The 23,195-nt window shown below is 73.3% G+C and carries 21 protein-coding genes and 1 pseudogene; 8 read left to right on the top strand and 14 right to left on the bottom strand.

Annotated elements, in window-relative coordinates; genetic code table 11:
* Positions 1-12: 12 nt before the first annotated feature.
* The 3 genes from QZX64_RS08520 to QZX64_RS08510 are packed head-to-tail and all read right to left on the bottom strand — an operon-like array spanning position 13 to position 2,690.
* Positions 13-1,062 carry a sulfotransferase family protein gene (locus tag QZX64_RS08520; protein ID WP_295658378.1) on the bottom strand — a complete coding sequence of 350 codons (1,050 nt, stop codon included), beginning with the start codon at positions 1,060-1,062 and terminating at the stop codon, positions 13-15.
* A 10-nt stretch (positions 1,063-1,072) separates the two neighbouring features.
* Positions 1,073-1,594 carry a DUF664 domain-containing protein gene (locus tag QZX64_RS08515; RefSeq protein WP_295658377.1) on the bottom strand — a complete coding sequence of 174 codons (522 nt, stop codon included), beginning with the start codon at positions 1,592-1,594 and terminating at the stop codon, positions 1,073-1,075.
* A gap of 1 nt (position 1,595) precedes the next feature.
* Entirely contained in the window at positions 1,596-2,690 is a 1,095-nt protein-coding gene (locus tag QZX64_RS08510) for a DNA polymerase domain-containing protein (RefSeq protein WP_295658375.1), read from the bottom strand.
* A 70-nt stretch (positions 2,691-2,760) separates the two neighbouring features.
* On the opposite strand from QZX64_RS08510, the gene QZX64_RS08505 reads away from it, so the two are divergent.
* Genes QZX64_RS08505 through msrB form a run of 5 tightly spaced genes read left to right on the top strand, consistent with a single transcriptional unit; the run spans position 2,761 to position 7,908 of the window.
* Positions 2,761-3,984, top strand: a complete 1,224-nt coding sequence (locus QZX64_RS08505) for a nucleotide sugar dehydrogenase (RefSeq protein ID WP_295658374.1) — start codon at positions 2,761-2,763, stop codon at positions 3,982-3,984.
* Entirely contained in the window at positions 3,981-4,754 is a 774-nt protein-coding gene (locus tag QZX64_RS08500; RefSeq protein WP_295658373.1) for a glycosyltransferase family 2 protein, read from the top strand. The genes QZX64_RS08505 and QZX64_RS08500 overlap by 4 nt, the downstream gene beginning before the upstream one ends.
* 7 nt (positions 4,755-4,761) lie before the next feature.
* The gene (locus QZX64_RS08495; protein ID WP_295658372.1) at positions 4,762-5,793 is read left to right on the top strand and encodes an NAD(P)-dependent oxidoreductase; all 1,032 of its coding nucleotides are present in this window, start codon (positions 4,762-4,764) and stop codon (positions 5,791-5,793) included.
* A 1-nt stretch (position 5,794) separates the two neighbouring features.
* Positions 5,795-7,480, top strand: coding sequence for a hypothetical protein (locus QZX64_RS08490; protein ID WP_295658371.1), 1,686 nt, complete (start codon positions 5,795-5,797; stop codon positions 7,478-7,480).
* Positions 7,481-7,509: 29 nt separating this feature from the next.
* Positions 7,510-7,908: a peptide-methionine (R)-S-oxide reductase MsrB gene (gene msrB / locus QZX64_RS08485; protein WP_295658370.1), complete on the top strand. Its 399-nt coding sequence runs from the start codon at positions 7,510-7,512 to the stop codon at positions 7,906-7,908.
* A gap of 210 nt (positions 7,909-8,118) precedes the next feature.
* Here the strand turns inward: msrB and QZX64_RS08480 are convergent, their stop codons facing one another.
* From QZX64_RS08480 to hemG, 3 genes are all read right to left on the bottom strand, one after another.
* A complete protein-coding gene (locus tag QZX64_RS08480; protein WP_295658369.1) occupies positions 8,119-8,781 on the bottom strand; it encodes a bifunctional 2-polyprenyl-6-hydroxyphenol methylase/3-demethylubiquinol 3-O-methyltransferase UbiG in 663 nt (220 codons plus the stop codon).
* A 104-nt stretch (positions 8,782-8,885) separates the two neighbouring features.
* The gene (hemQ, locus tag QZX64_RS08475; protein ID WP_295658367.1) at positions 8,886-9,599 is read right to left on the bottom strand and encodes a hydrogen peroxide-dependent heme synthase; all 714 of its coding nucleotides are present in this window, start codon (positions 9,597-9,599) and stop codon (positions 8,886-8,888) included.
* A gap of 4 nt (positions 9,600-9,603) precedes the next feature.
* Complete coding sequence (gene hemG, locus QZX64_RS08470) at positions 9,604-10,953, bottom strand: protoporphyrinogen oxidase (RefSeq protein ID WP_295658366.1); 1,350 nt, start codon at positions 10,951-10,953, stop codon at positions 9,604-9,606.
* A gap of 194 nt (positions 10,954-11,147) precedes the next feature.
* Between hemG and QZX64_RS08465 the strand changes: the two genes are divergently transcribed.
* A complete protein-coding gene (locus QZX64_RS08465) occupies positions 11,148-12,068 on the top strand; it encodes a DUF4349 domain-containing protein (protein WP_295658364.1) in 921 nt (306 codons plus the stop codon).
* A 30-nt stretch (positions 12,069-12,098) separates the two neighbouring features.
* Here the strand turns inward: QZX64_RS08465 and hemE are convergent, their stop codons facing one another.
* Positions 12,099-13,139, bottom strand: a complete 1,041-nt coding sequence (gene hemE / locus QZX64_RS08460; protein ID WP_295658363.1) for a uroporphyrinogen decarboxylase — start codon at positions 13,137-13,139, stop codon at positions 12,099-12,101.
* Between the two features lie 71 nt (positions 13,140-13,210).
* Between hemE and QZX64_RS08455 the strand changes: the two genes are divergently transcribed.
* Positions 13,211-13,840, top strand: coding sequence for a DUF3000 domain-containing protein (locus tag QZX64_RS08455; RefSeq protein WP_295658361.1), 630 nt, complete (start codon positions 13,211-13,213; stop codon positions 13,838-13,840).
* Between the two features lie 4 nt (positions 13,841-13,844).
* The gene (locus QZX64_RS08450) at positions 13,845-15,164 is read left to right on the top strand and encodes a ribonuclease D (RefSeq protein WP_295658360.1); all 1,320 of its coding nucleotides are present in this window, start codon (positions 13,845-13,847) and stop codon (positions 15,162-15,164) included.
* On the opposite strand, the gene QZX64_RS08445 is transcribed toward QZX64_RS08450, so the two are convergent.
* The 7 genes and pseudogenes from QZX64_RS08445 to QZX64_RS08415 form a co-directional block, all read right to left on the bottom strand.
* Positions 15,119-16,513: an ABC transporter substrate-binding protein gene (locus tag QZX64_RS08445; protein ID WP_295658359.1), complete on the bottom strand. Its 1,395-nt coding sequence runs from the start codon at positions 16,511-16,513 to the stop codon at positions 15,119-15,121. The two genes, QZX64_RS08450 and QZX64_RS08445, sit on opposite strands and share 46 nt — an antisense overlap.
* A gap of 93 nt (positions 16,514-16,606) precedes the next feature.
* Positions 16,607-17,038, bottom strand: a complete 432-nt coding sequence (locus QZX64_RS08440; protein ID WP_295658357.1) for a type II toxin-antitoxin system PemK/MazF family toxin — start codon at positions 17,036-17,038, stop codon at positions 16,607-16,609.
* A 129-nt stretch (positions 17,039-17,167) separates the two neighbouring features.
* Positions 17,168-17,734 carry a hypothetical protein gene (locus QZX64_RS08435; RefSeq protein WP_295658356.1) on the bottom strand — a complete coding sequence of 189 codons (567 nt, stop codon included), beginning with the start codon at positions 17,732-17,734 and terminating at the stop codon, positions 17,168-17,170.
* A 54-nt stretch (positions 17,735-17,788) separates the two neighbouring features.
* Entirely contained in the window at positions 17,789-21,634 is a 3,846-nt protein-coding gene (hrpA, locus tag QZX64_RS08430) for an ATP-dependent RNA helicase HrpA (RefSeq protein WP_295658355.1), read from the bottom strand.
* Between the two features lie 119 nt (positions 21,635-21,753).
* A complete protein-coding gene (locus tag QZX64_RS08425) occupies positions 21,754-22,290 on the bottom strand; it encodes a DUF2243 domain-containing protein (RefSeq protein WP_295658353.1) in 537 nt (178 codons plus the stop codon).
* Complete coding sequence (locus QZX64_RS08420; RefSeq protein ID WP_295658352.1) at positions 22,287-22,763, bottom strand: DUF4383 domain-containing protein; 477 nt, start codon at positions 22,761-22,763, stop codon at positions 22,287-22,289. The genes QZX64_RS08425 and QZX64_RS08420 overlap by 4 nt, the downstream gene beginning before the upstream one ends.
* 81 nt (positions 22,764-22,844) lie before the next feature.
* Positions 22,845-23,195: pseudogene (locus tag QZX64_RS08415) on the bottom strand (hypothetical protein); the annotation flags it as partial.

The raw sequence follows: 23,195 nt of genomic DNA, 5'->3' as shown, positions 1-23,195 counted from the left end.
CAACGAGCGCAGTCAGCTTCTCCGCAGCCGCCGGGCCACCCGGTTGGTGAGGGAGGTGCGCAGCCCGGCATTCTCGTCGCGCAGCGCGCGCAGCTCCCGGCGCACCTCCGCCAGCTCGGCGTCCTTGCGGCGCCGCACCTCCCGCTTGCCCTCGGCGACCCGGGCGGTCGTGGCGTCCATCGCGATGGCGGCCGACCAGTCGAACAGCTCGACGTACTCCCGCTGCAGCTGCTCCAGCGCGGCGACCGCGCCGGGGTCGTGCGGCTCCTCGACCAGGGTGTTGACGGCCGCCCAGGTGCGGTCGGCCAGGTCGCGCAGCACCGGAGGGACGGCGAGGTCGTCCCAGGTGATCCGCGAGCGGTTGAGGCTCACGTCGATGAAGTCGTCGACCGGGTGCGGCTCACCGGAGGCGAGGTCGGCGTCGTAGGCGATGCCGAGCTGCTCCCCGGCGCGGAGCATCGCCGTGCGCCAGTCCTCGACGAGTTCGGAGTAGCGGACGAACGCCCGCGGCCGTCCGCGGGTGGCCAGCTCGGTCTGGAAGGCGGCGTTCACCCAGGCCGCGACGTTGGCCGTCTCGCGCTGGCGCCGGAAGGCGGGGTCCTGCTCGGTGAGGTACGCCGTGTCGCGGGACCGCACGACCTCGGTGGGGTGGCGCAGCATGGTCAGGGTGACCACGTCGGCGCCGAGCCCGCCCGCGACCCGGTTCCAGACGGGGAGGATCCAGAACGCCCGCGGGTCCTTGACCAGCACCTGCGGTGCGTCGAGCTGGCCCGCCAGCCACTCGCGCAGCCGCGCCTCCACCTCCGGGGCCGAGCCCGCCTCGGCGGCGATCGCGCCGGCGTCGGGGCGGGTGTCGATGGTGCGCACCGGCACCGGGTTGAGCACGTCCTTGTGGAACTCGGTCACCCACAGCGGCTCGTAGTACCCGCGCGGGTTGGCCTCGTCGGCCTCGACCTCGGGCTGGGGGATGTGCAGGCCAAGCCGCTTCAGGGTGCCCGCCACGCTGCTGGTGCCGCTGCGTCCCGAACCGGTGACGAGGACGAGCTTCACGCGATCTGGCACGGGCGAGAGGCTACCGGTCGCCGATCTCGGCGACGATGTCGAGATGACCCGCGTGGCGGGCGTACTCCTGCAGCACGTGGAAGCAGATCCACTCCAGCGTCGCCGGGTCGTCGGCGAACCGGCCACCCTCCGCCGCCACCTCGTCGAGCGCGTGCCCGGCCAGGATCGCGGAGGTCCGCCCGCCCAGTGCTCGCAGCCGCTCGGCGAGCTGCTCGGCCGTGACGTCGTCGGCGACGGTCCACCGCGCCGCCGGGCGCGTCTCGTCGGACTCGTCCGAGGTCCACGGCTCGGGCATGTTCCAGTCGCCCCACGGGTCGTCGACCGGCTCGCCGAGGAAGCCCCACACGAACCACCGCTGCTCCATGTGCAGCACGTGGCTGAGCAGCTCCAGCGGCGTCCACCCGCTCGGCACGCGCGCGGTGCGCTGCTGCTCGGCCGGAAGGGCCAGGACGCCGGTGATGAGCTGCTCGCGGAAGTAGTGCAGGTACGCCGGCCACAGGTGCGGCTCGTCGTGCCGGGGCTCGGACTCCACCTCAGCCGCCCTCGACCCGGTTGCCCTCGGCGTCCCAGTGCCCGGCGACCTTCTTGCTCGGCTGCACCCGCGGCGGCTCACCGGGCATCTTGGGGTAGTCGGGCGGGTAGTTCAGCTCCACCGGGTGCGCCTCCCAGAGGTCGAGCAGCGGCGTGAGGTCGTGGGCGACGTCGTCGATGGCCTTCCACGGGTCGCCGTCGGCCATCCGGTCGGGCACGGTGAACAGGTTGTGGACCCGCGGGTCGGTGACCTCCGCGATCTCCTCCCAGGTCATCGGCGTGGAGACCGGCGCCCCCGGGATCGGCCGCAGGCTGTACGCCGAGGCGATGGTGCGGTCGCGGGAGTTCTGGTTGTAGTCGACGAAGACGCGCTCGCCGCGCTCCTCCTTCCACCACGCGGTGGTCACGCCGTCGTCGCGCCTCTCGAGCTCGCGGCCGAAGGCGATGGCGGCGTGCCGCACGTCGGCGAACTCCCACTCGGGCCGGATGCGCAGGAACACGTGGATGCCGCGGTTGCCGCTGGTCTTGGGGAAGCCCACCATGCCCAGGTCGCCGAGGAGCTCCCTGGCCACGCCGGCGACCCGCACCACGTCGGCGAACGACGTGCCCGGCTGGGGGTCGAGGTCGATGCGCAGCTCGTCGGGACGGTCGACGTCGGCGCGGCGTACGGGCCAGGGGTGGAAGGTGAGGGTGCCCATGTGGGCGCACCACACCGGCACCGCCGGCTCGGTCGGGCAGATCTCGTCGGCGGTGCGCCCGGAGGGGAAGGTGATGGTGGCCGTCTGGAGGTAGTCGGGGGCGCCCTTGGGCACGCGCTTCTGGTAGAAGGCGTCGGCGTCCTTGTCCTGCGGCCCGGTGGCCAGCCTCATGCCCGGCCGCACGCCCCGGGTCCAGCGCTCCAGCGCGGTCGGCCGCTCGTGCAGCGCCCGCATGAGGCCGTCGCCGACGGCGGCGAAGTACTCCGCCACCATCAGCTTGGTCACCTCCGGTGTGGTGTCGGTGGCCTCGTAGATCACCCGGTCGGGGCTGGAGACGCGCACGGCACGATCACCGTCGGGGCCGGGCACGACGACCTCGGCAGCAGCAGGCTTCGCCATGACGGTCAACCTAGTGGGGACCACCCCCGATAGCATCGCCTCCGCACCGACGCCAGAACCAGGGGACCCCATGACCGACCCGACCGGCTCCACCGGCCCGACCGGCTCCCGCCTCGACGTGGTGGTGGTGGGCGGCTGCGGCCACGTCGGGCTCCCGCTGGCCATCGCCTTCGCCGACCGTGGCCGGCGGGTGGGCATCTACGACGTGGACGAGGCGGCGGTGAAGCTCGTCGACGGCGGGGAGCTGCCCTTCGCCGAGGACGGCGCTGCCGACGCGCTGCACCGGGTCCAGGACGCCGGGCGCCTGACGGTCACCACGGACCCCTCCATCATCTCCGGCGCCGACGCCGTCGTGGTGGTCATCGGCACGCCGGTCGACGAGCACCTCAACCCCGACCCCCGCGCGGTCACCTCGGCGATCGCGGAGATCCAGGAGCACTTCCGGCCCGGACAGCTCCTCGTGCTGCGCAGCACCGTCTTCCCGGGGGTGACCGCCGGCGTGGAGCGGCTGCTGGAGAGGGCCGGCCTCGACCTCGACGTCTCCTTCTGCCCCGAGCGCATCGCCGAGGGCCGGGCGATGGAGGAGCTGTTCACCCTCCCCCAGATCGTGTCGGGGCGCTCCGAGGCGGTGCGGCGGCGCGCGGGCGAGCTGTTCGGCAGCCTCACCGGCAGCATCGTGGAGCTCGAGCCCGAGGAGGCCGAGCTGGCCAAGCTCTTCACCAACACCTGGCGCTACATCAAGTTCGCGGCGGCCAACCAGTTCTACGCCATGGCCAACGACCACGGCCTGGACTTCGACAGGATCCGCCGGGCCCTGGCCTCGGACTATCCTCGGGCCGCCGACATGCCGGGCGCCGGGTTCGCGGCCGGGCCGTGCCTGTTCAAGGACACCATGCAGCTCGCGGCGTTCGCCGACAACTCCTTCGTGCTGGGGCACGCGGCGATGCTCGTCAACGAGGGGCTGCCCCTCTACCTCGTCACGCACCTGGAGAAGACCCACGACCTCGCAGGCATGACGGTCGGCATCCTGGGGATGGCGTTCAAGGGCGAGAGCGACGACATCCGCTCGAGCCTCTCCTACAAGCTCAAGCACATCCTGGAGTTCCGGGCGGGCGAGGTGCTCTGCACCGACCCCTACGTCACGGTCGACTCCTCGCTGCTGCCGCTGGAGGAGGTGCTCGAGCGCAGCGACCTGCTGGTCATCGCCGCGCCCCACCGCGCGTACGCCGACCTCGAGCCGAGCGTCCCGGTGGCGGACGTGTGGAACCTCCTCGGCCGCGGAAGCGTCGTGTGAGCGCGCCACCCCGGGTGTCGGTGGTCATCCCCGCCTACGAGGAGGGCGAGCACGTGGTCCCCGTGCTCGACCGGGTCCTCGAGGCCGTCGACATGCCGTGCGAGGTGCTCGTGGTGGTCGACTTCGAGGAGGACTCCACCGTCCCGGTGCTCCGGGCCTACGCCGCCCGCGAGCCGCGCCTGGTCCCGCTCGTCAGCAGCTACGGCCGGGGCCCGGCCAACGCGATCCGCTACGGCATCGACCACGCCCGCTCCCCCGTCACGGTGGTGACCATGGCCGACGGCAGCGACGACCCGCGCCAGATCGACGCGCTGACCCGGCTCGTGGAGCGCGGCGTGGTGGTGGCGGCGGCCTCGCGCTACTCCCCCGGCGGCCAGCAGGTCGGCGGCCCGCTGGTCAAGGGCCTGCTCTCCCACGGTGCGGGCGCCTCCTTGGGCTGGCTCGCGCGGGTCGGCACGCGCGATGCGACCAACAGCTTCAAGGCCTACTCGACCGCGTTCGTGCGCGAGGTCGGCATCGACTCGCGCAGCGGCTTCGAGATCGGCCTGGAGCTCACGGCCAAGGCACGGCGGCTCCGCCGCCCCGTCGCGGAGCTCTCCACGATCTGGCTCGACCGCACGCTCGGCGACTCCAGCTTCGACCTCAGGGCGTGGATCCCGAAGTACCTGCGGTGGTACCGCTTCGCGTTCGGGCCCCGGCTCACCCTCGACCAGCTCCGCGTGCAGTCGGCGCGGATCGCCGCCCTCAACAGCCGCCCGACCGATCGGTAGGAACACCATGTCCGAGCAGCAGAAGGTCCTCGTCACCGGTTCGGCCGGCTTCATCGGCGGCTACGTCGTCGAGGAGCTGCTCCGCCGCGGCCACCAGGTCGTCGGCGTCGACGACTACTCCAAGTACGGCCCGGTGGAGAAGTCCTACGACCACCACCCCGGCTACCACTTCGTCGAGGACGACGTCCGCGACACCGCGCTGATGACCAAGCTGCTCGCCGACTGCGACCACCTCGTCGCCGGCGCCGCGCTGATCGGCGGCATCTCCTACTTCCACGCCTACGCCTACGACCTCCTCGCCACCAACGAGCGGATCATGGCCTCCCAGTGCGACGCCGCCATCGAGGCTCACCGCTCCGGCCGGCTGAAGAAGGTCACCTACCTGTCGAGCTCGATGGTCTTCGAGTCCACCGACCACTGGCCCAGCAGGGAGGGCGACGAGCGCAGGATCCCGCCGCCGCTGTCGTCGTACGGCTTCCAGAAGCTGGCCGTGGAGTACTTCGCCAAGGCCGCCTGGGACCAGTACCAGCTGCCGTACACGATCGTGCGGCCCTTCAACTGCGTCGGCATCGGCGAGGGGCGCGCACTGGGTGACGCCGAGGTGTCCTCGGGCAACGTGAGGCTCGCGATGAGCCACGTCGTGCCCGACCTCGTGCAGAAGATCGTCAAGGGCCAGGACCCCCTCCACATCCTCGGCGAGGGGCACCAGGTGCGGCACTACACCTACGGCGGCGACCTGGCGCGCGGCATCGTGGAGTGCCTGGAGCAGGAGGCCGCGCTCAACGAGGACTTCAACATCTCCACGCCCGAGTCGACCAGCGTGCGCGAGCTCGCCGAGGTCATCTGGCGCAAGATCAAGGGCGACGCCCCGCTGAGCATCGTCAGCGACCCGGCCTACGAGCACGACGTCCAGAAGCGGGTGCCGGACGTGCAGAAGGCGCGGGACGTGCTCGGCTTCGAGTGCACCACCTCGCTCGACGAGATGCTCGACGAGGTGATCCCGTGGGTGACCCAGGCGGTCGCCGACGGGCGCCTGTGACGTGACGACCCGGCTGTCGCCACGGACCGGGGCCCGCCTGGCCGTCGGCGTGCTGGCGGTCGGCCTCGTCGTGGCCGGCGCGGTCCTGGTGCGGTTCGCCCGCGGGCTGTACTTCTACGGCGACGACTGGAGCTTCCTGCTGCTCCGCGGCACCGTCGAGGGCACCGACCGGGGGCTCTGGGCGCCCCACAACGAGCACTGGTCGACGCTGCCGGTCCTGCTCTACCGCGCGCTCTTCGCGACCGTCGGCCTCGACGACTACCTGGTCTTCGCGCTGCCCGTCATCCTGGTCCACCTCGCCCTCTCGGCCCTGCTGTACGCCGTGCTCGTCAGGCTCGGCTCCTCCCGGGGTCCGGCCCTGGTGGTGGCCCTGGCCGTGGCCTTCCTCGGGGCGGGCGCCGAGAACACCTTGTGGGACTTCCAGGTCGGATTCGTGGCGCCGGTGGCGCTCGCGCTGCTCGCCGTGCTCGCCGTCCGCGCCGGCGACCGGTGGCCCCGTCCGGCCGGCCCCGTGGTGGCCGGGGTCCTGCTCGTCGCGGGGCTGATGTGCTCGGGCGTGGGCATCTCGGCGGTCGTGCTGGTGGTGGGCTTCGTCGCCCTGACCGGCGGCGTCCGCCGAGCGGTCCTCGTGGGCGCCGGACCCACGGTCGCCTTCCTCGTCTGGTACGCCGCGATCGGCCACACCGGGCGCCGTGCCGGCGTCGGCGACCGGACCGACCTGCTGCTGGTGCCCGCCTACGTGTGGACCGGCCTGACGAGTGCCCTCGAGCGTGCCTCGGCCGTCGACGGCTCGGGGCCGGTGCTGCTGGCCGTGCTGGCGCTGGCGCCGCTCCTGGTGCGCGAGGTGAGCCCGGCGCTGCGCGCGCTGGCGGTGTCCGGCGTGCTGACCGCGGTCGTGCAGACCGGCCTCCAGGCCGTCTCCCGCGTGGACCTCGGCGTCGAGCAGGCCGCCTCCGGCCGGTACGCCTACCTCACCCTGGTCCTGCTGGCGCCGGCCCTCGCCGTCGTCTGTGGCTGGCTGGGCCGTCGCGTCCAGGCACCCCGCTGGCCCGCGGCCGTGCTCGCCTCGCTGGTGGCGGCGGGCTACCTCGTCCACGGCGTGGCGCTCCAGCACCAGCTCGTCGAGAAGCGCCAGGAGGTCTCACCCGCGCTCGAGCGGCTGGTCCGGGGCATCCAGGCTGTCACGCCGGGTGACCGGCCGGTGCTCACCGAGCAGCCGTTCCCGGCGTACCACCCGGACATCACCGTCTCCCTCCTCGACTCCCCCGAGGTGCGGGCCGCGCTGCCCGCCCGGGCGGTGTCCCCGCAGACCGAGCTCGACGGGCTGGCCCTGGTGGAGGTGGGGGTCGCCACGGAGTCATTCGGGCTGCCGGACGCGACGGGCCTGCGACCCGGCCCCGGGCTCGCCCCGCGCGGCGAGCCCGACGGCGGCTGCGTCACCTACTCCGCGCCCTCACGCGGCGCGGTGCTGGAGCTCGACTCCCCCGACGAAGGGGCGGAGCTCCGGGTCTCCAGCGACGCCGGCTGGGTCACCACGACGCTCTCGCGCGACGGCCTCCGCAGCCTGCCGGACCGGCAGCGGATCGTCCCCGGCACGCCGGTCTTCGTGGGGGTCCGGGTGCCCGGCGCCACGCTGCGCGCGAGCTTCGACCGGGCTGGGTCCTACGAGGTCTGCTCCGGCGGCTGAGCCTCCCACCGGGGCCGTACGCTGACGCCATGGCTTACGACGTGGACAAGACCGACGAGCAGTGGCGCCAGGAGCTCAGCCCCGAGGAGTACGCCGTGCTCCGCCAGGCCGGCACCGAGCGTGCCTTCACCGGCGAGTACACCGACACCGAGTCCACCGGCACCTACGCGTGCAAGGCGTGCGGCTCGGAGCTCTTCACCTCCGACACCAAGTTCCACTCCGGCTGCGGCTGGCCGAGCTTCTACCAGCCGATCACCGACACCGTGGAGTACATCGAGGACGTCTCCCACGGCATGAAGCGGGTCGAGGTCCGGTGCGCCACCTGCGGCTCCCACCTCGGCCACGTCTTCCCCGACGGCTACGGCACCCCCACCGGCGACCGGTTCTGCATCAACTCGATCAGCCTGACGCTGAAGGCTGCGGAGTAGTCGGGGGTCCGCACGGGGGCCCTCGCTTGGGCTGCCGATTGGTCCCAAACGACAGTATCTCAGGACCTCTGGATGCAGTTCGTGCCCAATCGGGCAGATCTCGGGACCCGGGCGCCGGGAGCGGACGAGTCGAGCGGCCGGTAGTGCCGAATGGTCCCAAACGACATGGATCCGGGGCAGGAACATGTCGTTTGGGACCAAACGACGACCTCAGCGAGGCCGGACGACCATGAACGCCTGCGCCCCCAGCACCTTCCAGACCAGCGGCACCTTGAGGTAGAGCCTCACCAGTCCCGGTCCGCTCGGCAGCCGGCTCTTGGTGGTGTAGGGCAGGAAGCGCGGGATGTTGAGCTCCACGTCGAAGCCGGTGGCGTGGAAGGCCTCGACCAGGGCCCGGTCGTCGATCGGGGTGATGTGGTCGAGGAACATCCAGTAGTCCCTCGCGCAGTACCTCACGTTGGGCTGGAGGACGAGCAGCCGGCCGTCGGCCGTGAGCACCCGGCGTACGGCGGTCAGCGTCGAGAGGATCACCTCGCGGGGCACGTGCTCGAAGAAGTTGCTGATGAAGACGCGGTCGACCGAGCCGTCCTCGATGCCGTCGAGCTCGTCGGAGCGCGTCACCAGCGCCTCCACTCCGGGCGCCGCCTTGACGGCGACGTCGGGGTTCAGGTCGACCGCGATGCGCCGGCCGGCCCGGATGCTGTTGATGAACTCGCAGTGGCCCGCCGCCACGTCGAGCACCGTGGCGTCGGTCGGCACCCAGCGCTGGAAGAACCGGGAGCACAGCACCTCCCAGACGTCCAGGCGCTGCCGGCCCTCGTCGTGGAAGCGCTGGGCGTAGAGCTCGCGAAGGTCCTCGGGGTCCGACGTCACCGGGGCAGCCTAGTCAGCGGGGACGGCGGCCCATCGATTGGTCACCAACGACATGGATCCGGGGCAGGAACATGTCGTTTGGGACCAAACGACAGGTTCGGCGGTCAAGGCAGGCGCTGCACCAGGTCGGCGACGCTCGCGCGGGACCCGGTGTAGAACGGCAGCTCCTCGCGCACGTGCCTGCGGGCCTGGGAGGCGCGCAGGTGGCGCATCAGGTCGACGATGCGGTGGAGCTCGTCGGCCTCGAAGGCCAGCATCCACTCGTAGTCGCCGAGGGCGAAGCTGGCCACGGTGTTGGCGCGCACGTCGGGGAAGCCGCGGGCCATCTTGCCGTGCTCGGCGAGCATCGCGCGGCGCTCGGAGTCCTCGAGGAGGTACCACTCGTAGGAGCGGACGAACGGGTAGACGCACACGTGCCCCCGCGGCTCCTCGCCGTCGAGGAACGCCGGGAGGTGGCTCCGGTTGAACTCGGCCGGGCGGTGCAGCGCGAGCTGCGACCAGACGGGGTCGAGGCGGCGGCCGAAGGCGGTGCTGCGCAGGCGGTGGTAGGCGTCCTGGAGGGCCTCGCTGGTGGCGGCGTGCCACCAGACCATCAGGTCGGCGTCGGCGCGCAGGCCCGCGACGTCGTAGGTGCCGCGCACGACGACGTCCTCGCCGGCCAGCTTGGCGAACAGGTCCTCGACCTCGGCGGCCTCGGCGGCCCGGTCGGCGTCGCCGAGCAGGTCACGCAGGCGGAACACCGACCACATGGTGTAGCGGATCGAGTCGTTGAGCTCGTTGATGCGCGCTGCGTTGGTCTTCGTCTGCTCCTCGCTCATGGCTTCATTCTGCCGCCACCGCCAAGGCGGCCGCGCGGCGGGCGGAGCCGATCACCGCGGGGATGCCGACGCCGTCGTACGCCGCCCCGCACACGGTCACACCCGAGCCCACCAGGCCGGCGCGGACCCGGGCGACCAGCGCCTGGTGACCCACGGAGTACTGCGGCAGCGCGCCGCCCCACCGCTGCACGTGGGTCTCCACGGGGGCCGACCGGATGCCGACCGTCGCACGCAGGTCGGCCAGCGAGGCGGCCACCAGCTGGGCGTCGGTGGCCTGCAGGGAGGTCTCCTCGCCGTGGCGGCCGAGGGAGGTGCGCAGCACCAGCAGGCCGTCGCCCGACGCGCGCACCCAGTCCCACTTGGCGAAGGAGAACGTCGAGGCCTTGATGCGCAGCCCCTCGACCGGCGGCACGAGGAATCCGGACATGCCCGCGAGGTCGGGCAGGTCCTCGGTGCGGAAGGCGAGCGTGGTGACCGCGACCGAGGCGGTGCCGACGGTGGCCAGGGCGGCGGCGGAGTCGGGCGCGACGGCACCCAGCAGGCGGGCCGCCGCGGCCGGCGGCGTGGCGAGCATGACGCGGTCGGCCCGCAGCGTCTCGGGGTCCCGGGCGGAGCCGACGGTCAGCTCCAGGCCACCGGGCACGTGGCGCAGCGCGCGGACGACGGCGCCCGTGCGCAGCTCGAAGCGCCCGGCCGCGACCAGCGCCTCCGGCAGGCTCCCCAGGCCTCCCTCGACCCCGGCGAAGACGGGCACGTCGGAGGCGGGCACGGCGGCCGCCTGCTCGAGCAGCGAGCCCCGCGCCGCCATCGCCGCCAGCTGGGGCATCGCCGCGTACGTCGAGATCTCGTGGGCGCGACCGGCGTACACGCCGCCGAGCAGGGGCTCCACCAGCCGGTCGACCACCTCCTCGCCCAGCCGGGCCGCCACCAGGTCGCCGACCGACACGTCGTCGCCGGTCCAGGGCGTGAGCACCTCGCGGCGCGCCCGGTCCAGGCCCTCGGCCGACAGCACTCCGGACGCGGCCAGCTCGTCGAGGTCGAACGGCACGCCCATCAGCGAGCGCGGCAGCGGCCGCAGCGCGCCCCGGCTCCACACCCGCGACGCCGCCGCGGTCGGGTGGACGACGGGCAGGCCGAGCTCGCGGGCGAGCTCGACCCCCTCGGGCCGGCGGTTGAGCATCGCCTCGGCCCCGACGTCGACGCGGACACCGGCGACCTCGACCGTGCGGAGCTTGCCGCCCACGGCGGGCGACCCCTCGAGGAGCAGCACGTCGTGGTCGGCGCCGAGCACGTGGGCGGCGGTGAGGCCGGCGATCCCCCCGCCGACCACGACGATGCGGTGGTCGGCAGTCACGCCCTCCACCTTGGCACAGCTCAGGTGGAGGCCCGCTCCGGCACCGGCGCGGCTGCGACCGGGGATCACCTCGTCGACGTCGTCGAGGTCGTCGAGGGCGCGGCCCCGGGTCTCCGGCAGCGCGCAGCAGTTGGCAACCCGACCCGCACGGCGCGCGCCCGGAACCTGGCTCCGGGCCCGGCCGTCACACCCCCATGACGACACCTCGCCAGGCCCCGGCCCTGCTCGCCGGACTCCTCCTCGCCCTCACCGTCGCGCTCGCCGGCTGCTCCTCGGGTGGCGGCGCCGACGGCTCGTCCTCCGACGCCGGAGGCATGTCGGAACCGGCCCCCGCCGACGCCGGCGACGCCGGCGACGCCGGCGGCGGCCCCGCCGAGGCGAACGCGGGCAGCGCGCGCCGTCCCGCCCGGGTGGCGCTGCAGCAGCGGGCGGTCATCTCCGTGGGCACCGTCTCGTTGACCAGCGAGGACGTCCAGGGCACCCGCAACGAGGTCCAGAAGGTCATCGACGCCCGTCGCGGCGAGGTCACCGGCGAGGAGACGCAGACCAGCGACGAGGGCGAGATGACCTGGTCACGGCTGGAGGCCCGGGTGCCTAGCGAGGACTTCGCCGAGGTGATGACGGCCCTGGAGGAGGCCGGCACCCTCGAGAACGCCACGCGCACCGCCGAGGACGTCACCTCCCAGGTGATCGACACCGACGTGCGCATCCGGGCGCAGGAGCGCAGCCTGCGCCGCATCGAGGTCCTGCTCGACTCCGCCGGCAGCCTGCGCGACGTCGTCAGCGTGGAGGCGGAGCTCACCCGCCGCCAGGCCGACCTCGACTCGCTGAAGCAGCAGCAGGCCTACCTGGCCGACCAGACGTCGATGTCGACGATCACGGTGCACATCGACCGCGACGCCGGCGACGGGCCGCGTCGGGACGACGACGAGCCGGCCGGCTTCCTCGCCGGCCTGGAGGGCGGCTGGTCCGCGCTCGCCGCGTTCGCCACGGGCCTGGCCACGGTCACCGGCGCGCTGCTGCCGTTCGCGGTGCTGCTGGCCCTGCTGGGCGTGCCGCTGTGGCTGCTGCTGCGCAGGCTGGGCGCCCGGCGTGCGCCGCGGTCGGCCGGGTAGTGCGGACTACCCCAGCGGGTGGGTCAGCGGTTAGGCCAGCGCGTAGGACTGCACGAACTCCGTCAGCCGGGCCAGCTGGTCGGGATCGGTGGCGGGGATGACGCCGTGCCCGAGGTTGAAGATGTGGCCCGTGGCGGCGCGACCGGCCTCGATGACCTCAGCGGCCCGAGCCGTCATCACCTCGGTGGGAGCGAAGACCAGCGTGGGGTCGAGGTTGCCCTGCACGACGCGGTCGCCGACCATCGGGATCGCCCGGTCCAGCGGGGTGCGCCAGTCGACCCCGACCACGTCGGCCCCGGCCTCGCCCATCAGCCCGAGCAGGTTGCTGGTGCCGACGCCGAAGTGGATGCGCGGCACGCCCAGCTCGCCGGCGGCGGCCAGCACGCGCGCGGAGTGCGGCATCACGTGCTCGGCGTAGTCGCGCGGCGTGAGGGCCCCGGCCCAGGAGTCGAAGAGCTGCACGGCCGAGGCCCCGGCCTCGACCTGCACCCGCAGGTAGGCCGCGGACATGTCGGCGATCTTGCGCATCAGCGCGTCCCACACCTCGGGGGCGCCGAACATCATCGCCTTGGTCTTCGCGTGCTCCTTCGACGGCCCGCCCTCGACGAGGTACGACGCGACGGTGAAGGGCGCACCGGCGAACCCGATCAGCGGCGTGGCCCCCAGCTCACCCACCAGGCCCTGCACCGCCTGGCTGATGAACGGCACGTGGTCGGGGGTCAGGTCGGGGATCGCCGCCACGTCGGCCAGCGTGCGCACCGGTGCGGCGACGACCGGGCCCACGCCGGGCTTGATGTCGAGGTCGACGCCGACCGCCTTGAGGGGCAGCACGATGTCGGAGAAGAAGATGGCTGCGTCGACGCCGTACCGGCGCACGGGCTGCATGGTGATCTCCACGACGAGCTCGGGGTCCATGCAGGAGTCCAGCATGGCCACGCCCTCGCGCACCCGCAGGTACTCCGGCAGCGACCGGCCGGCCTGGCGCATGAACCAGACCGGGGTGTGCGACACCGGCATCCCCCGTGCGGCGCGGAGCAGGACACTGTCGGCGGCGGCGGGCGACGGACTCACGCCGGGATCCTCGCAGGTCAGGCGGCGTGTTGGCACATCCTCACCGCGTGCGGCGACCTACTGTGGCCCCTATGGCAGTCCGTGAGGAGACCCGCCCGGGCACGGGCGCGGGCTCTCCCCCGCCCGACTTCGTCGCGGCGGTCGCCGCGATGCGCTCGGCACCGTTGCGCCCCGAGGTGCTCTGCGAGGAGATCCCGGCCCCCCAGCGGATCGCCCCGCACTCGTTCGCGCTCAGCGCCGACGTCACCGTCGACGACGTCGACCTCGGCACGGGGCGCATCATCCTGCTGCACGACCCGGCCGGCAACGACGCCTGGCAGGGCACGTTCCGCTGCGTCGCCTACGCCCGGGCCGACATCGACCCCGAGCTGATCACCGACCCCATGCTGGGGGCCGTCGGCTGGACCTGGCTCACCGAGGCGCTGGACGCGCACGGGGCGCAGTGGGCCGCGGCCTCCGGCACCGTCACCCGGGTGGCGACCGAGAGCTTCGGCGGGATGGCCGACGAGGAGGGCACCGCCCAGGTCGAGATCCGTGCCTCCTGGACACCGGTCGCCCCCGAGGCCCCGGCCGCCGGGCCTCCCGACCTCACCCCGCACGTGGAGGCGTGGGGAGAGCTGCTGTGCACGGCCGTCGGGCTGCCGCCGGTGCCCGAGGGCGTGACCCCCATGCCGAGCCGTCGCGGGCAGCGCGGCCGCTGACCCCATGCCGCCCGAGCCACCCGAGCACGACGACTCCGCGGAGGCCCCCGGGACCCCGGAGGTCACGCCCGCCCCGCTTCTGCTGCTGCGTGACGGCCTCACCGCCGTGGTCGACACGCCCGAGCTGCTCGAGGAGGCCTGCGCCGCCCTCGCGACCGCGACCGGCCCGGTCGCGATCGACGCCGAGCGCGCCTCCGGCTACCGCTACTCCGCACGCGCCTACCTGATCCAGCTGCGGCGCGAGGGGGCCGGCACCTGGCTCATCGACCCCATCGCCTTCGACTCCCACCTGCCGATGCTGCAGGGGGCGCTGACTGGGACCGAGTGGATCCTGCACGCCGCGACCCAGGACCTGCCGTGCCTGCGCGAGGTCGGCCTGGAGCCCGCCGCGCTCTTCGACAGCGAGCTGGCCGGCCGCCTCCTGGGCTACCCGCGGGTCGGGCTGGCCACGCTGGTGGAGGAGATCCTCGGGCAGCGGATGCGCAAGGAGCACTCCGCGGCCGACTGGTCGACCCGGCCGCTGCCCAGCGCCTGGCTCGAGTACGCCGCTCTCGACGTCGAGGTCCTCCTCGAGCTGCGGACGCACATGATCGAGGAGCTCGAGGCGGCGGGCAAGGCCGAGTGGGCGCGCCAGGAGTTCGAGCACCTGCTCGGCTTCGAGCCGACCGTGCGCACGGACGCCTGGCGTCGTACCAGCGGCGTGCACCGGTTGCGGGGGCGCCGGTCCCTGGGCGCCGCCCGCGCCCTGTGGGAGGCTCGCGACCGCATCGCCGCCGAGCGCGACGTCACGCCCGGGCGGATCATCCCCGACTCGGCGATCGTGGCAGCGGCCGCGGCCCTGCCCACGGACCGGGCCTCCCTGCTGCGCACCAAGGGGTTCCACGGCCGTGGCGCGGAGCGCTACTCCCGCCAGTGGCTGGCGGCCCTCGACGAGGTGATGGCGATGGCCGAGGCGGACCTCCCGTCCAGGGCGCCCCGGGGCGACGGCCCTCCCCACCCGCGCACCTGGGCCGATCGCGACCCCGTCGCGGCCGAGCGCTTCCAGCTCGCCCGCTCCGCGGTGCTGGCGCTGTCGGAGGAGCTGTCGGTGCCGGTGGAGAACCTGCTGACCCCCGACTACCTGCGCCGCGCGATGTGGACTCCCCCGGCCACCCGCGACGCCGACGGCCTCGCGCCGTCGCTCGGCGCGCAGCTCGCGGCGTACGGCGCCCGGCCGTGGCAGGTGGAGCTGGTGACCCCGCGACTGGTCGAGGCGGTGCTGCAGGCCGACGAGCGGGCTCAGTCGGACGGCGACAGCGACGGCGAGGGCGACTCGGGCACGTAGTCGGGGTCCAGCACCGGCCGCGACGCCTCGTCGATCTGCTCGGTCACCGCCTCCAGGTCGAGCTCGCCGGGCAGCGTCAGCAGCTGTTCGACGAGGGGACCGACGGCCTCCTCGAGCTCCGAGCGGTCGGCGATCAGCGGCGGCACGACCATGCCGCGGAGCGCGTTGTTGAACAGGGCGGCCTGCCGGGGCTCGCGGAGGGGCTGCAGGAAGACCTCGGAGTTGGCGACCGAGTTGTTGGCGGGCACCATGAACCCCGCGGCGGCGACCCTCGCCATCGCCTCGTCGGAGACCAGGGCCGCGATGACGTCGGCGGCGGCCTGGGGGTCCTCGGTCTCGGCCGACATGCACAGGCCCGTGATGCCGCCGACCGTGGCCGGGGAGTCCACCACGGGCATCGACCACACGTCGAACGCCAGTCCGGGCAGGCTGCGGAGTCGCGGCACGAGGTCCCGGGAGCCGGCCATCATGCCCAGCCTGCCCCGCTCGAACCAGTCCTGCGGTGACGCCTTGACCAGTTGCTTGTCGGTCAGCGTGAGCTGGGCGTCGCGCAGCACCGCCAGGCTGCGCTCGAGGGCGTCCTGGGTGTCGCCGTCGGAGAGGGTCAAGGAGGTGGGCGCGTCGTCGTCGTCGTAGACCTGGCCGCCGCCGGAGTAGATGTAGGGCGTCAGCCCGTGCAGGGTCGGCTCGATGTAGAAGCCGCGGGTGCCGCGGGTGCCGCGGGCCGGACGGGACGCGAACTCCGCCGCCGCGGTGAACTCGGCGAGGTTCCAGAAGTCCTCGCGCTGCGGGACGTTGAGGCCGCGGCCCGCCATCCTCTCGAAGTCGACGAGCTCGGTGTTGACGAACATCACCTCGGGCGAGACGGCGTACGGCATGCACTGGAGCTGGGCGTCGAGGCCGAACGCCGCCACGGCGTCGCGGGAGAAGTCGTCGCCGAAGTCGACGCCCCGCTCGTCGAGCAGCTCCCCGACCGGCCGCACGGCCTCGCGCGACATCAGGCCGGGCAGGTCCTGGCGCGAGGCCATGAACACGTCGGGGACGTCGCCGTCGGCGACCCCCTGCACGGCCGCGGCGCGGTCCCGCCACGGCTCGAGCTCGACCTGCCCCGTCAGCGACGAGGCGTTGTAGTCGTCGGCGACGCCCTCGAAGGCCTCGAGCTCGTCCTCGCGCCCGTAGACGCCGAGCGTCACGGTGCCGGCCTCGGTGGGCGACGCGCTGCTCGCCGACGGGCTGCCGGACAACGAGGGGTCGGGGTCGTCGCGACCCGAGCAGGCCACCAGCGCCGGGACCAGGCACGCGACGAGACCGACCGCGGCAGCCCTCACCGGGCGGCGGCGTCGTTGCATGCGGCTATCTCCTTCGACGTGCTGGGGACTGCGACCACCCTATCGACCCGCGGGTCGGGGAGGCACGGGCGTTCCCACGCCCACCGGCGCGGCTCAGCCCAGCTGGTGGAAGGCCCTCGCCCCGGCCACCACGGCGTCGAACACGTCGCGGTCCAGGGCGGCCCCCTCGCGCCGGATCGACGCCTCGTCCAGGTGCAGCAGCCGGTCGAGCCGCACCTCGCTCGGGCGACCCTCGCGGTCCCAGCGCCCGGCGCCGACGTCCATCCAGTGACGACCGTGCCGGGCCTCGTCGGCGGCGTCGAGGTCGTGGTCCTGGCTGGAGAGCATCAGCCCGAGCCAGGTCTGGCCGTCGCGGGCGAGCAGCAGCACCGGGCGGTCCTTGCCCCGGGCCGGGTCGTCCTCGTAGGGCACCCAGGCCCACACCACCTCGCCGGCGTCGGGCTCGCCGTCGGCCTCCGGCGCGTAGTCGGGGCTCGAGGCAGGGACGCGACTGGGAGCCAGCCGGGAGAGGAGACGACGCAGCATGCGCGTCAGTCTAGGGAGTGAGAGGTGCGCCGGACCGGGAGCGCCTCACGGCGCGTGGCCGCTCTAGGCGGCACATTTTGGGACCCGGGGCTGCCACAGCCCGACGCACCACGGGACGAGTGTAATTCTTCAGGCGAGCTCGTGGCGCATTTCGAGGTGACCCGCTGCCTCCAGCTGCTCGGCGAGCGTGAGCATCCGGGCGGTCTCCTCGTGACCCGCCTCGAGGGCGGCCCGGCCGGTGGCCACGACCCGGGCGAACGCCGCCGCCCGCAGCAGCACGTCGGCGAAGTCGGCCCGGACGATGCCCCGCAGCACGTCGTCGACCATGGCGCGCAGCCCGTCGGGGCCCGGCGGGTCGGCCACCCCCGCGACGACGCGGGCGACCTGAGCGCGCGTCCGACCAGCCTCGAACTGCGCTGCGACACCCGTCGGGTCGGCGTACACCCAGGCCCGCATGACGTAGAGGCGCCACAGCGACCCCGCCAGCGATTCCGGCGGGGAGCCGGCCCACAGCTGGGCCAGGGTCTCCAGCCCCTCGGTCTCGGCGAGGTGCAGCACCCGGTCGACGACCGTCTCGTCGTCGCTGTCACGGGCGCCGCGCACCAGCAGGGTGGCCGCCCGGTCGGCAGCCTCCTGCAGCATCGCCGGGTCGTCGCCGGCCCGGATCTCGTCGAAGAACCCCGCACCGGGGGTCATCGGTCGATGGTGCTCGCGCATGCGCGCCACCCTATTCGCCGCGACGGGTGGGTCCTACCCGGCGAGGGCCTTGCGGATCCGCTGGTCGCTCACCGGACGGGCGGTGCCGAGGTGCTGGGCCCACAGGGAGACGCGGTACTCCTCCAGCAGCCAGCGGGCGGTCCGTTGGGAGGCGCTGGGCGGCCGACCGTCGGGCAGCGCGTCGAGCTGGTGGAGCAGAGCCTCCTGGAGGTCGGTGACCGAGTCCATCAGCTGGCGGTCGCGGGCGACCTGGCCGTCGAGCCTCTCCCGCCGGTGCTCGAGGCCGGCGAGGTAGCGAGGCACCTGCCGCAGCTGCGCGGCCCCGGCCTCGCCGATGAAGCCCGGGTGCACCAGGCGGCCGAGCTGGGCCCGCATGTCGGTGAGGGCCGGCAGGGTGATCAGGTCGGCCCGGCCGCTGAGGGCGCGGTCCGCGCGGCGCCAGGCCTCCAGCACCCGCATCACGTCGTGCAGCGTCGCGCGCAGCCGCGCCTCGAGGTCCTCGCCCGCGGCGGCGAGCAGGGCGGCGTACGCCGGCTCGTCCCGGACGGGCGGACGCGCGTCGACCACGTCCCCCACGACGGCGGCACGGCAGTCCTCGAGCAGCTCGGCGACGGAGGGGTACGGCGACCCGGCCAGGCTCAGCTTCTCGGCGTTGCCGAGCCCCTCGACGATGCGGGGGACGACGTTGCCGGCGCGGGCGAGGTCGAGCAGGGCGAGCCGGCGCACGCCCAGCCGGTGCCGCGCCTCGGCCTCCTCCAGCGAGCCGAAGATCCGCAGCCCCACCGTGGCGCCCTCGTCGACGAGCGCCGGGAACGCCAGCACCTCGTGGCCGGCGCGGCGTCGGGTGAAGGACTGCTCGATGGTGCCGAAGGTCCACGTGGTCTGCCCCGTCGAGGTCACCCCCGCGTCGGCGGCCACCTCGGCGATCGCCTGAGCGAACGTCGGCCGCAGCGGCTCCTTGAGCGCCTCGAGGTCCTTGCCGCGCGCCGCCTCCGAGCCGTCGTCGTCGACGACCCGGAAGGTGGGCCGTAGGTGCTCGGGCACCTTGCTCCAGTCCCACGCCTCCCGCGGCACGTGCACCCCGGTCGTGGAGCGGAGGTGGCGCTCGAGCGCCTCCACCAGCGGCTCCTGGCCGGCCGGCACCCTGGCCAGGAAGTCGCGGGCGGTGTTGGGCGCGGGCACGAAGTGGACGCGCAGGCTCTTCGGCAGGCTGCGCACCAGGCTGGTCACCAGCTCCTCGCGCAGGCCGGGCACCACCCACGAGAAGTCGTCGGCCTCGACCCGGTTGAGGGTGGCGACGGGCACGTCGATGGTGAGGCCGTCGTCGCGGGCGCCGGGCTCGAAGTGGTAGCTGATCGGGAAGGTGAGCCCCTCGGAGGTGCCCTGCCACACCGTCGGGAAGTCCTGTCCGGCGACCTCGCCGGCGGTGTCGTTGACCAGCATGTCGAGGTCGAAGGTCAGCAGGTCGGGGTGCTCGCGGCGCGCGCCCTTCCACCACTGGTCGAAGTGGGCGCCGCTCACCACGTCCGGGCCGACGCGGGCGTCGTAGAAGTCGAAGAGGGTGTGCTCGTCCACGACGATGTCGCGGCGGCGGGCGCGGTGCTCGAGCTCCTCCGCCTCGGCGAGGAGCGCACGGTTCTGGTCGTAGAAGCGGTGCCGGGTGTGCCACTCGCCGTAGACGAGCGCGTGGCGGATGAACAGCTCGCGCGCCAGTGCCGGGTCGACCCTGCCGTAGTTGACGAGCCGGTCGGCGACCAGCGGGACGCCGTACAGCGTGACCTTCTCGTGGGCCATCACGGCCGCCCGCTTCTTCGACCAGTGCGGCTCGCTCCACGTGCGCTTCACCAGGTGCGCGCCCAGCCGCTCGGCCCACTCGGGCTTGATGGCGGCGTTCTGCCGGGCCCACAGGCGCGTGGTCTCCACGAGCTCGCCGGCCATCAGGAACTGCGGGTTGCTGCCCTTGAGGCCGGAGCCGGGGAAGATCGCGAACCTCGCGCCCCGGGCGCCGAGGTACTCGCGCATCGGCCGCCGCTCCCCCGGCCGGCCGCTCTCGCGCTCCTCCAGGGCACCGATGTGGCTGAGCAGCCCGGAGAGCAGCGCCTGGTGGATGCCGTCGGCGTCCGGGGTGTCGGCCGGGTGGCCCAGCTCGATCTTCATCTCCTTGCAGACCTGGCGCAGCTGGGACTCGAAGTCCTGCCACTCGCGGACCCGCAGGTAGTTGAGGAACTCACGCCGGCACATCCGCCGGAAGGCGCTCGACGACAGCTCGCGCTGCTGCTCCCTGAGGTGGCGCCACAGGTTGAGCCAGGTGAGGAAGTCACTGTTCTCGGCCTTGAACCGGGCGTGCTGCTGGTCGGCCTGCGCCTGCTGCTCCGCCGGCCGCTCGCGCGGGTCCTGGAGGCTCAGCGCCGCCGCGATGACGATCACCTCGCGCGCGCAGCCCAGCCGCTCCGCCTCCAGCACCATCCGGCCCAGCCGGGGGTCGATCGGCAGCCGCGCCAGCCGTCTTCCGAGCCCGGTGAGCCGGTGACCGTCGTCCGGGGCTGGCCGGCCTCGGCGGCCCCGACGACCGCGTCGGTCCTCCTGGGGCGGCCGGGGGTTGTCGTCCGGACCGGCTGATCCGGTCATCAGCGCGCCCAGCTCCTCCAGCAGCTGCACCCCCGCCGACACGTTGCGCCGGTCGGGCGGCTCCACGAACGGGAACCGGGCGACGTCACCGAGGCCCAGCGAGGTCATCTGGAGGATGACCGACGCCAGGTTGGTGCGCAGGATCTCGGGCTCGGTGAACTCCGGCCGCGCCTCGAAGTCCTCCTGCGAGTACAGGCGGATCGCGATGCCCGCCTCGACCCGGCCGCAGCGCCCCGACCGCTGGTTGGCCGAGGCCTGGCTGATCGGCTCCACGGGCAGGCGCTGCACCTTGGTCCGCACGGAGTAGCGGCTGATCCGCGCGACGCCGGCGTCGACGACGTACCGGATGCCAGGCACGGTCAGGGAGGTCTCGGCGACGTTGGTGGCGAGGACGACGCGGCGCACGGTGGCGGGGTGCGAGGAGAACACCCGGTGCTGGTCGGCGGCCGAGAGGCGGCTGTAGAGCGGCACGACCTCCCACTGGCGTCCGGGCGTGGACGGCAGGTCCGAGAGCGCGTCGGCGGTGTCGCGGATCTCGCGCTCGCCCGGGAGGAAGACGAGGACGTCGCCGGGCCCCTCGCCGGACAGCTCCTGCACGGCCTCGACGATCGCCTCGGTCTGGTCGCGCATCACCGCCTCGCCCTCGTCGTCCTCGTCGGGCAGCTCGAGGAGGGGGCGGTAGCGGACCTCGACGGGATAGGTGCGTCCCGACACCTCCACGACGGGGGCGTCGAAGTGCTTGGCGAACCGCTCGACGTCGATGGTCGCGGAGGTGATGACCACCTTGAGGTCGGGTCGCCTCGGCAGGAGGCGGTGCAGGTAGCCGAGCAGGAAGTCGATGTTGAGGCTGCGCTCGTGGGCCTCGTCGATGATGATCGTGTCGTACTTGCGCAGCTGGCGGTCGCGCTGGAGCTCGGCGAGCAGGATGCCGTCGGTCATCAGCTTGACCCGGCTCTGCCGGGAGGTGCGGTCGGTGAACCGGACCTGGTAGCCCACGAGGTCGCCGAGCTCGGTGCCGAGCTCCTCCGCGATCCGCTCGGCCACCGACCGGGCGGCGATCCGGCGGGGCTGGGTGTGGCCGATCAGCGCGTCCTTGCCGCGGCCGAGCTCGAGGCAGATCTTGGGCAGCTGGGTGGTCTTCCCGGACCCGGTCTCGCCGGCCACGATGACGACCTGGTGGTCGCGGATCGCGGCGGCGATGTCGTCGCGACGCTGGCTGACCGGCAGCTCGGCGGGGTAGGTGATGTCCACAGCCCGCCCATTGTCGCGTACGGCGGCAAGGGAGCTGATCGCCCGGTCACCCCAGCGTGCCCGCGTGCGGCCGGTCCATCAGCGCTCGCGGCGCGCCGGCCGACCCGGTGACACCCCGCTCACCGTCGTGCTGCCCCACCTCGCGGCCGGACGGTCGGGTCCGGCGAGACGGTGGCGGCACCGCTGCGGTGCAGCCACCAGCCGAGGGCGATGAGGAGTGCGCCGAAGGCGAGGAACCCCAGGTCCCACGAGAGCGGACCACCCAGGTCGTCGCGGACGTGGTGCACGCCCAGGAGCTGGTGGTCCACGAGCCCCTCGACGAGGTTGAACAGGCCCCAGCCGGCGATGACCAGGCCGAGGTGGAACCGCCAGCTCGGAGCCAGCCGTCCCTGCTGCCAGTGGGCGATGGTGACGATCGAGGCTGCCACGACGAGCAGCCAGGTGGCGATGTGGAAGAACCCGTCGGCCATCGTGTTGACCTCCAGTCCGGCGACGGTGGTCACCGGGTTGCCGGCGGTGTCGCTGACCATGTGGTGCCACTGCAGGACCTGGTGCAGCACGATGCCGTCCACGAAGCCGCCCAGGCCCAGGCCGTAGAGGAGACCGGCGCCCCGCGAGGGGGGCGCCGGTGTCCTCCGCGTGGGCTCCGCCGTCACCGACGTCCGGGGACGGTGGTGGTGGCGGTGTCGCGTGCGGCGTTCCGACCGGCCAGGCCGAGACCGATCATGCCGATGCCCAGGACGAGGTGCAGCCAGTCGTCGGCGTTGTTGAGCGGCACGAAGTTGGCCTCGCTCCTCTGGTCGGTGGCCAGCCCGTAGACCCACAGCACGAGGTAGATCGCCCCGCCGCCGATCAGGTACGTGATGGCGCTGGATGTCTTGCGCGCCATCGCGAGGCCGGCCAGACCGAAGAGCAGGTGGACGACGTTGTGCAGGATGGACACCTGGAAGATCCCGAGCAGCTCCGCCCTGCTCTCGTGGCCGGCCAGCTCCATGGTGTCGTAGTTGGTCGTGATCCCCGGGACGAAGCCCAGGATCCCGACGAGCAGGAACGTCGCGCCCACCGCGGTGGCGGCCAGACGCGCGGTCTTGCCTCGATCTGTGGTGCTGGTGCGGTTGTGGTCCGTCATAGCAACACTCCTCCCGATCGTGGTTGTACTGACGGGTACCCATTCCCGCCGGAAGGGATGCCTGACGGCCGGCGTACGACGTCAGGAGGGCTGCGGGCGCGGCACCGGGACGGCGAGCGGGTGGATGCCGTCCCGTCGGGCCCGGAACAGCGGGGCCGGTCGTCCCGGCTCCTGCGACGGCCGCATCTCCCCGGTCTCGACGACGAAGTCCTCGGTGCGGGTGATCCCGCGCTGGAAGTCGCTGGGGTGGAGCGGGTGTCCCCACACCACCTCGTAGACCCCTCGCAGGTCCGAGAGCGTGAACTCCTCCCGCAGGAACGACGTGGCGAGCGTGGTGCGCTCGAGCTTGGCGCGGACCCGCTCCACCGCGTCCGCGAGGATCGTGCCGTGGTCGAAGGCGAGCCGCGAGGGGTCGCGGAGCAGCGGCTCGAC

Source organism: uncultured Nocardioides sp. (assembly GCF_902805925.1).
GTDB lineage: Bacteria > Actinomycetota > Actinomycetes > Propionibacteriales > Nocardioidaceae > Nocardioides.
The sequence above is the reverse complement of the archived record's forward strand: the minus strand, read 5'-3'. Positions and strand labels throughout refer to the sequence as shown.

Bases quoted from the DNA above. Each gene is read 5' to 3' on its own strand.
- QZX64_RS08510 (WP_295658375.1), bottom strand. From the start codon at position 2,690: ATGGCGAAGCCTGCTGCTGCCGAGGTCGTCGTGCCCGGCCCCGACGGT.
- QZX64_RS08505 (WP_295658374.1), top strand. From the start codon at position 2,761: ATGACCGACCCGACCGGCTCCACCGGCCCGACCGGCTCCCGCCTCGAC.
- QZX64_RS08495 (WP_295658372.1), top strand. From the start codon at position 4,762: ATGTCCGAGCAGCAGAAGGTCCTCGTCACCGGTTCGGCCGGCTTCATC.
- msrB (WP_295658370.1), top strand. From the start codon at position 7,510: ATGGCTTACGACGTGGACAAGACCGACGAGCAGTGGCGCCAGGAGCTC.
- hemQ (WP_295658367.1), bottom strand. From the start codon at position 9,599: ATGAGCGAGGAGCAGACGAAGACCAACGCAGCGCGCATCAACGAGCTC.
- QZX64_RS08465 (WP_295658364.1), top strand. From the start codon at position 11,148: ATGACGACACCTCGCCAGGCCCCGGCCCTGCTCGCCGGACTCCTCCTC.
- QZX64_RS08455 (WP_295658361.1), top strand. From the start codon at position 13,211: ATGGCAGTCCGTGAGGAGACCCGCCCGGGCACGGGCGCGGGCTCTCCC.
- QZX64_RS08450 (WP_295658360.1), top strand. From the start codon at position 13,845: ATGCCGCCCGAGCCACCCGAGCACGACGACTCCGCGGAGGCCCCCGGG.
- QZX64_RS08445 (WP_295658359.1), bottom strand. From the start codon at position 16,513: ATGCAACGACGCCGCCGCCCGGTGAGGGCTGCCGCGGTCGGTCTCGTC.
- QZX64_RS08440 (WP_295658357.1), bottom strand. From the start codon at position 17,038: ATGCTGCGTCGTCTCCTCTCCCGGCTGGCTCCCAGTCGCGTCCCTGCC.
- QZX64_RS08435 (WP_295658356.1), bottom strand. From the start codon at position 17,734: ATGACCCCCGGTGCGGGGTTCTTCGACGAGATCCGGGCCGGCGACGAC.
- QZX64_RS08420 (WP_295658352.1), bottom strand. From the start codon at position 22,763: ATGACGGACCACAACCGCACCAGCACCACAGATCGAGGCAAGACCGCG.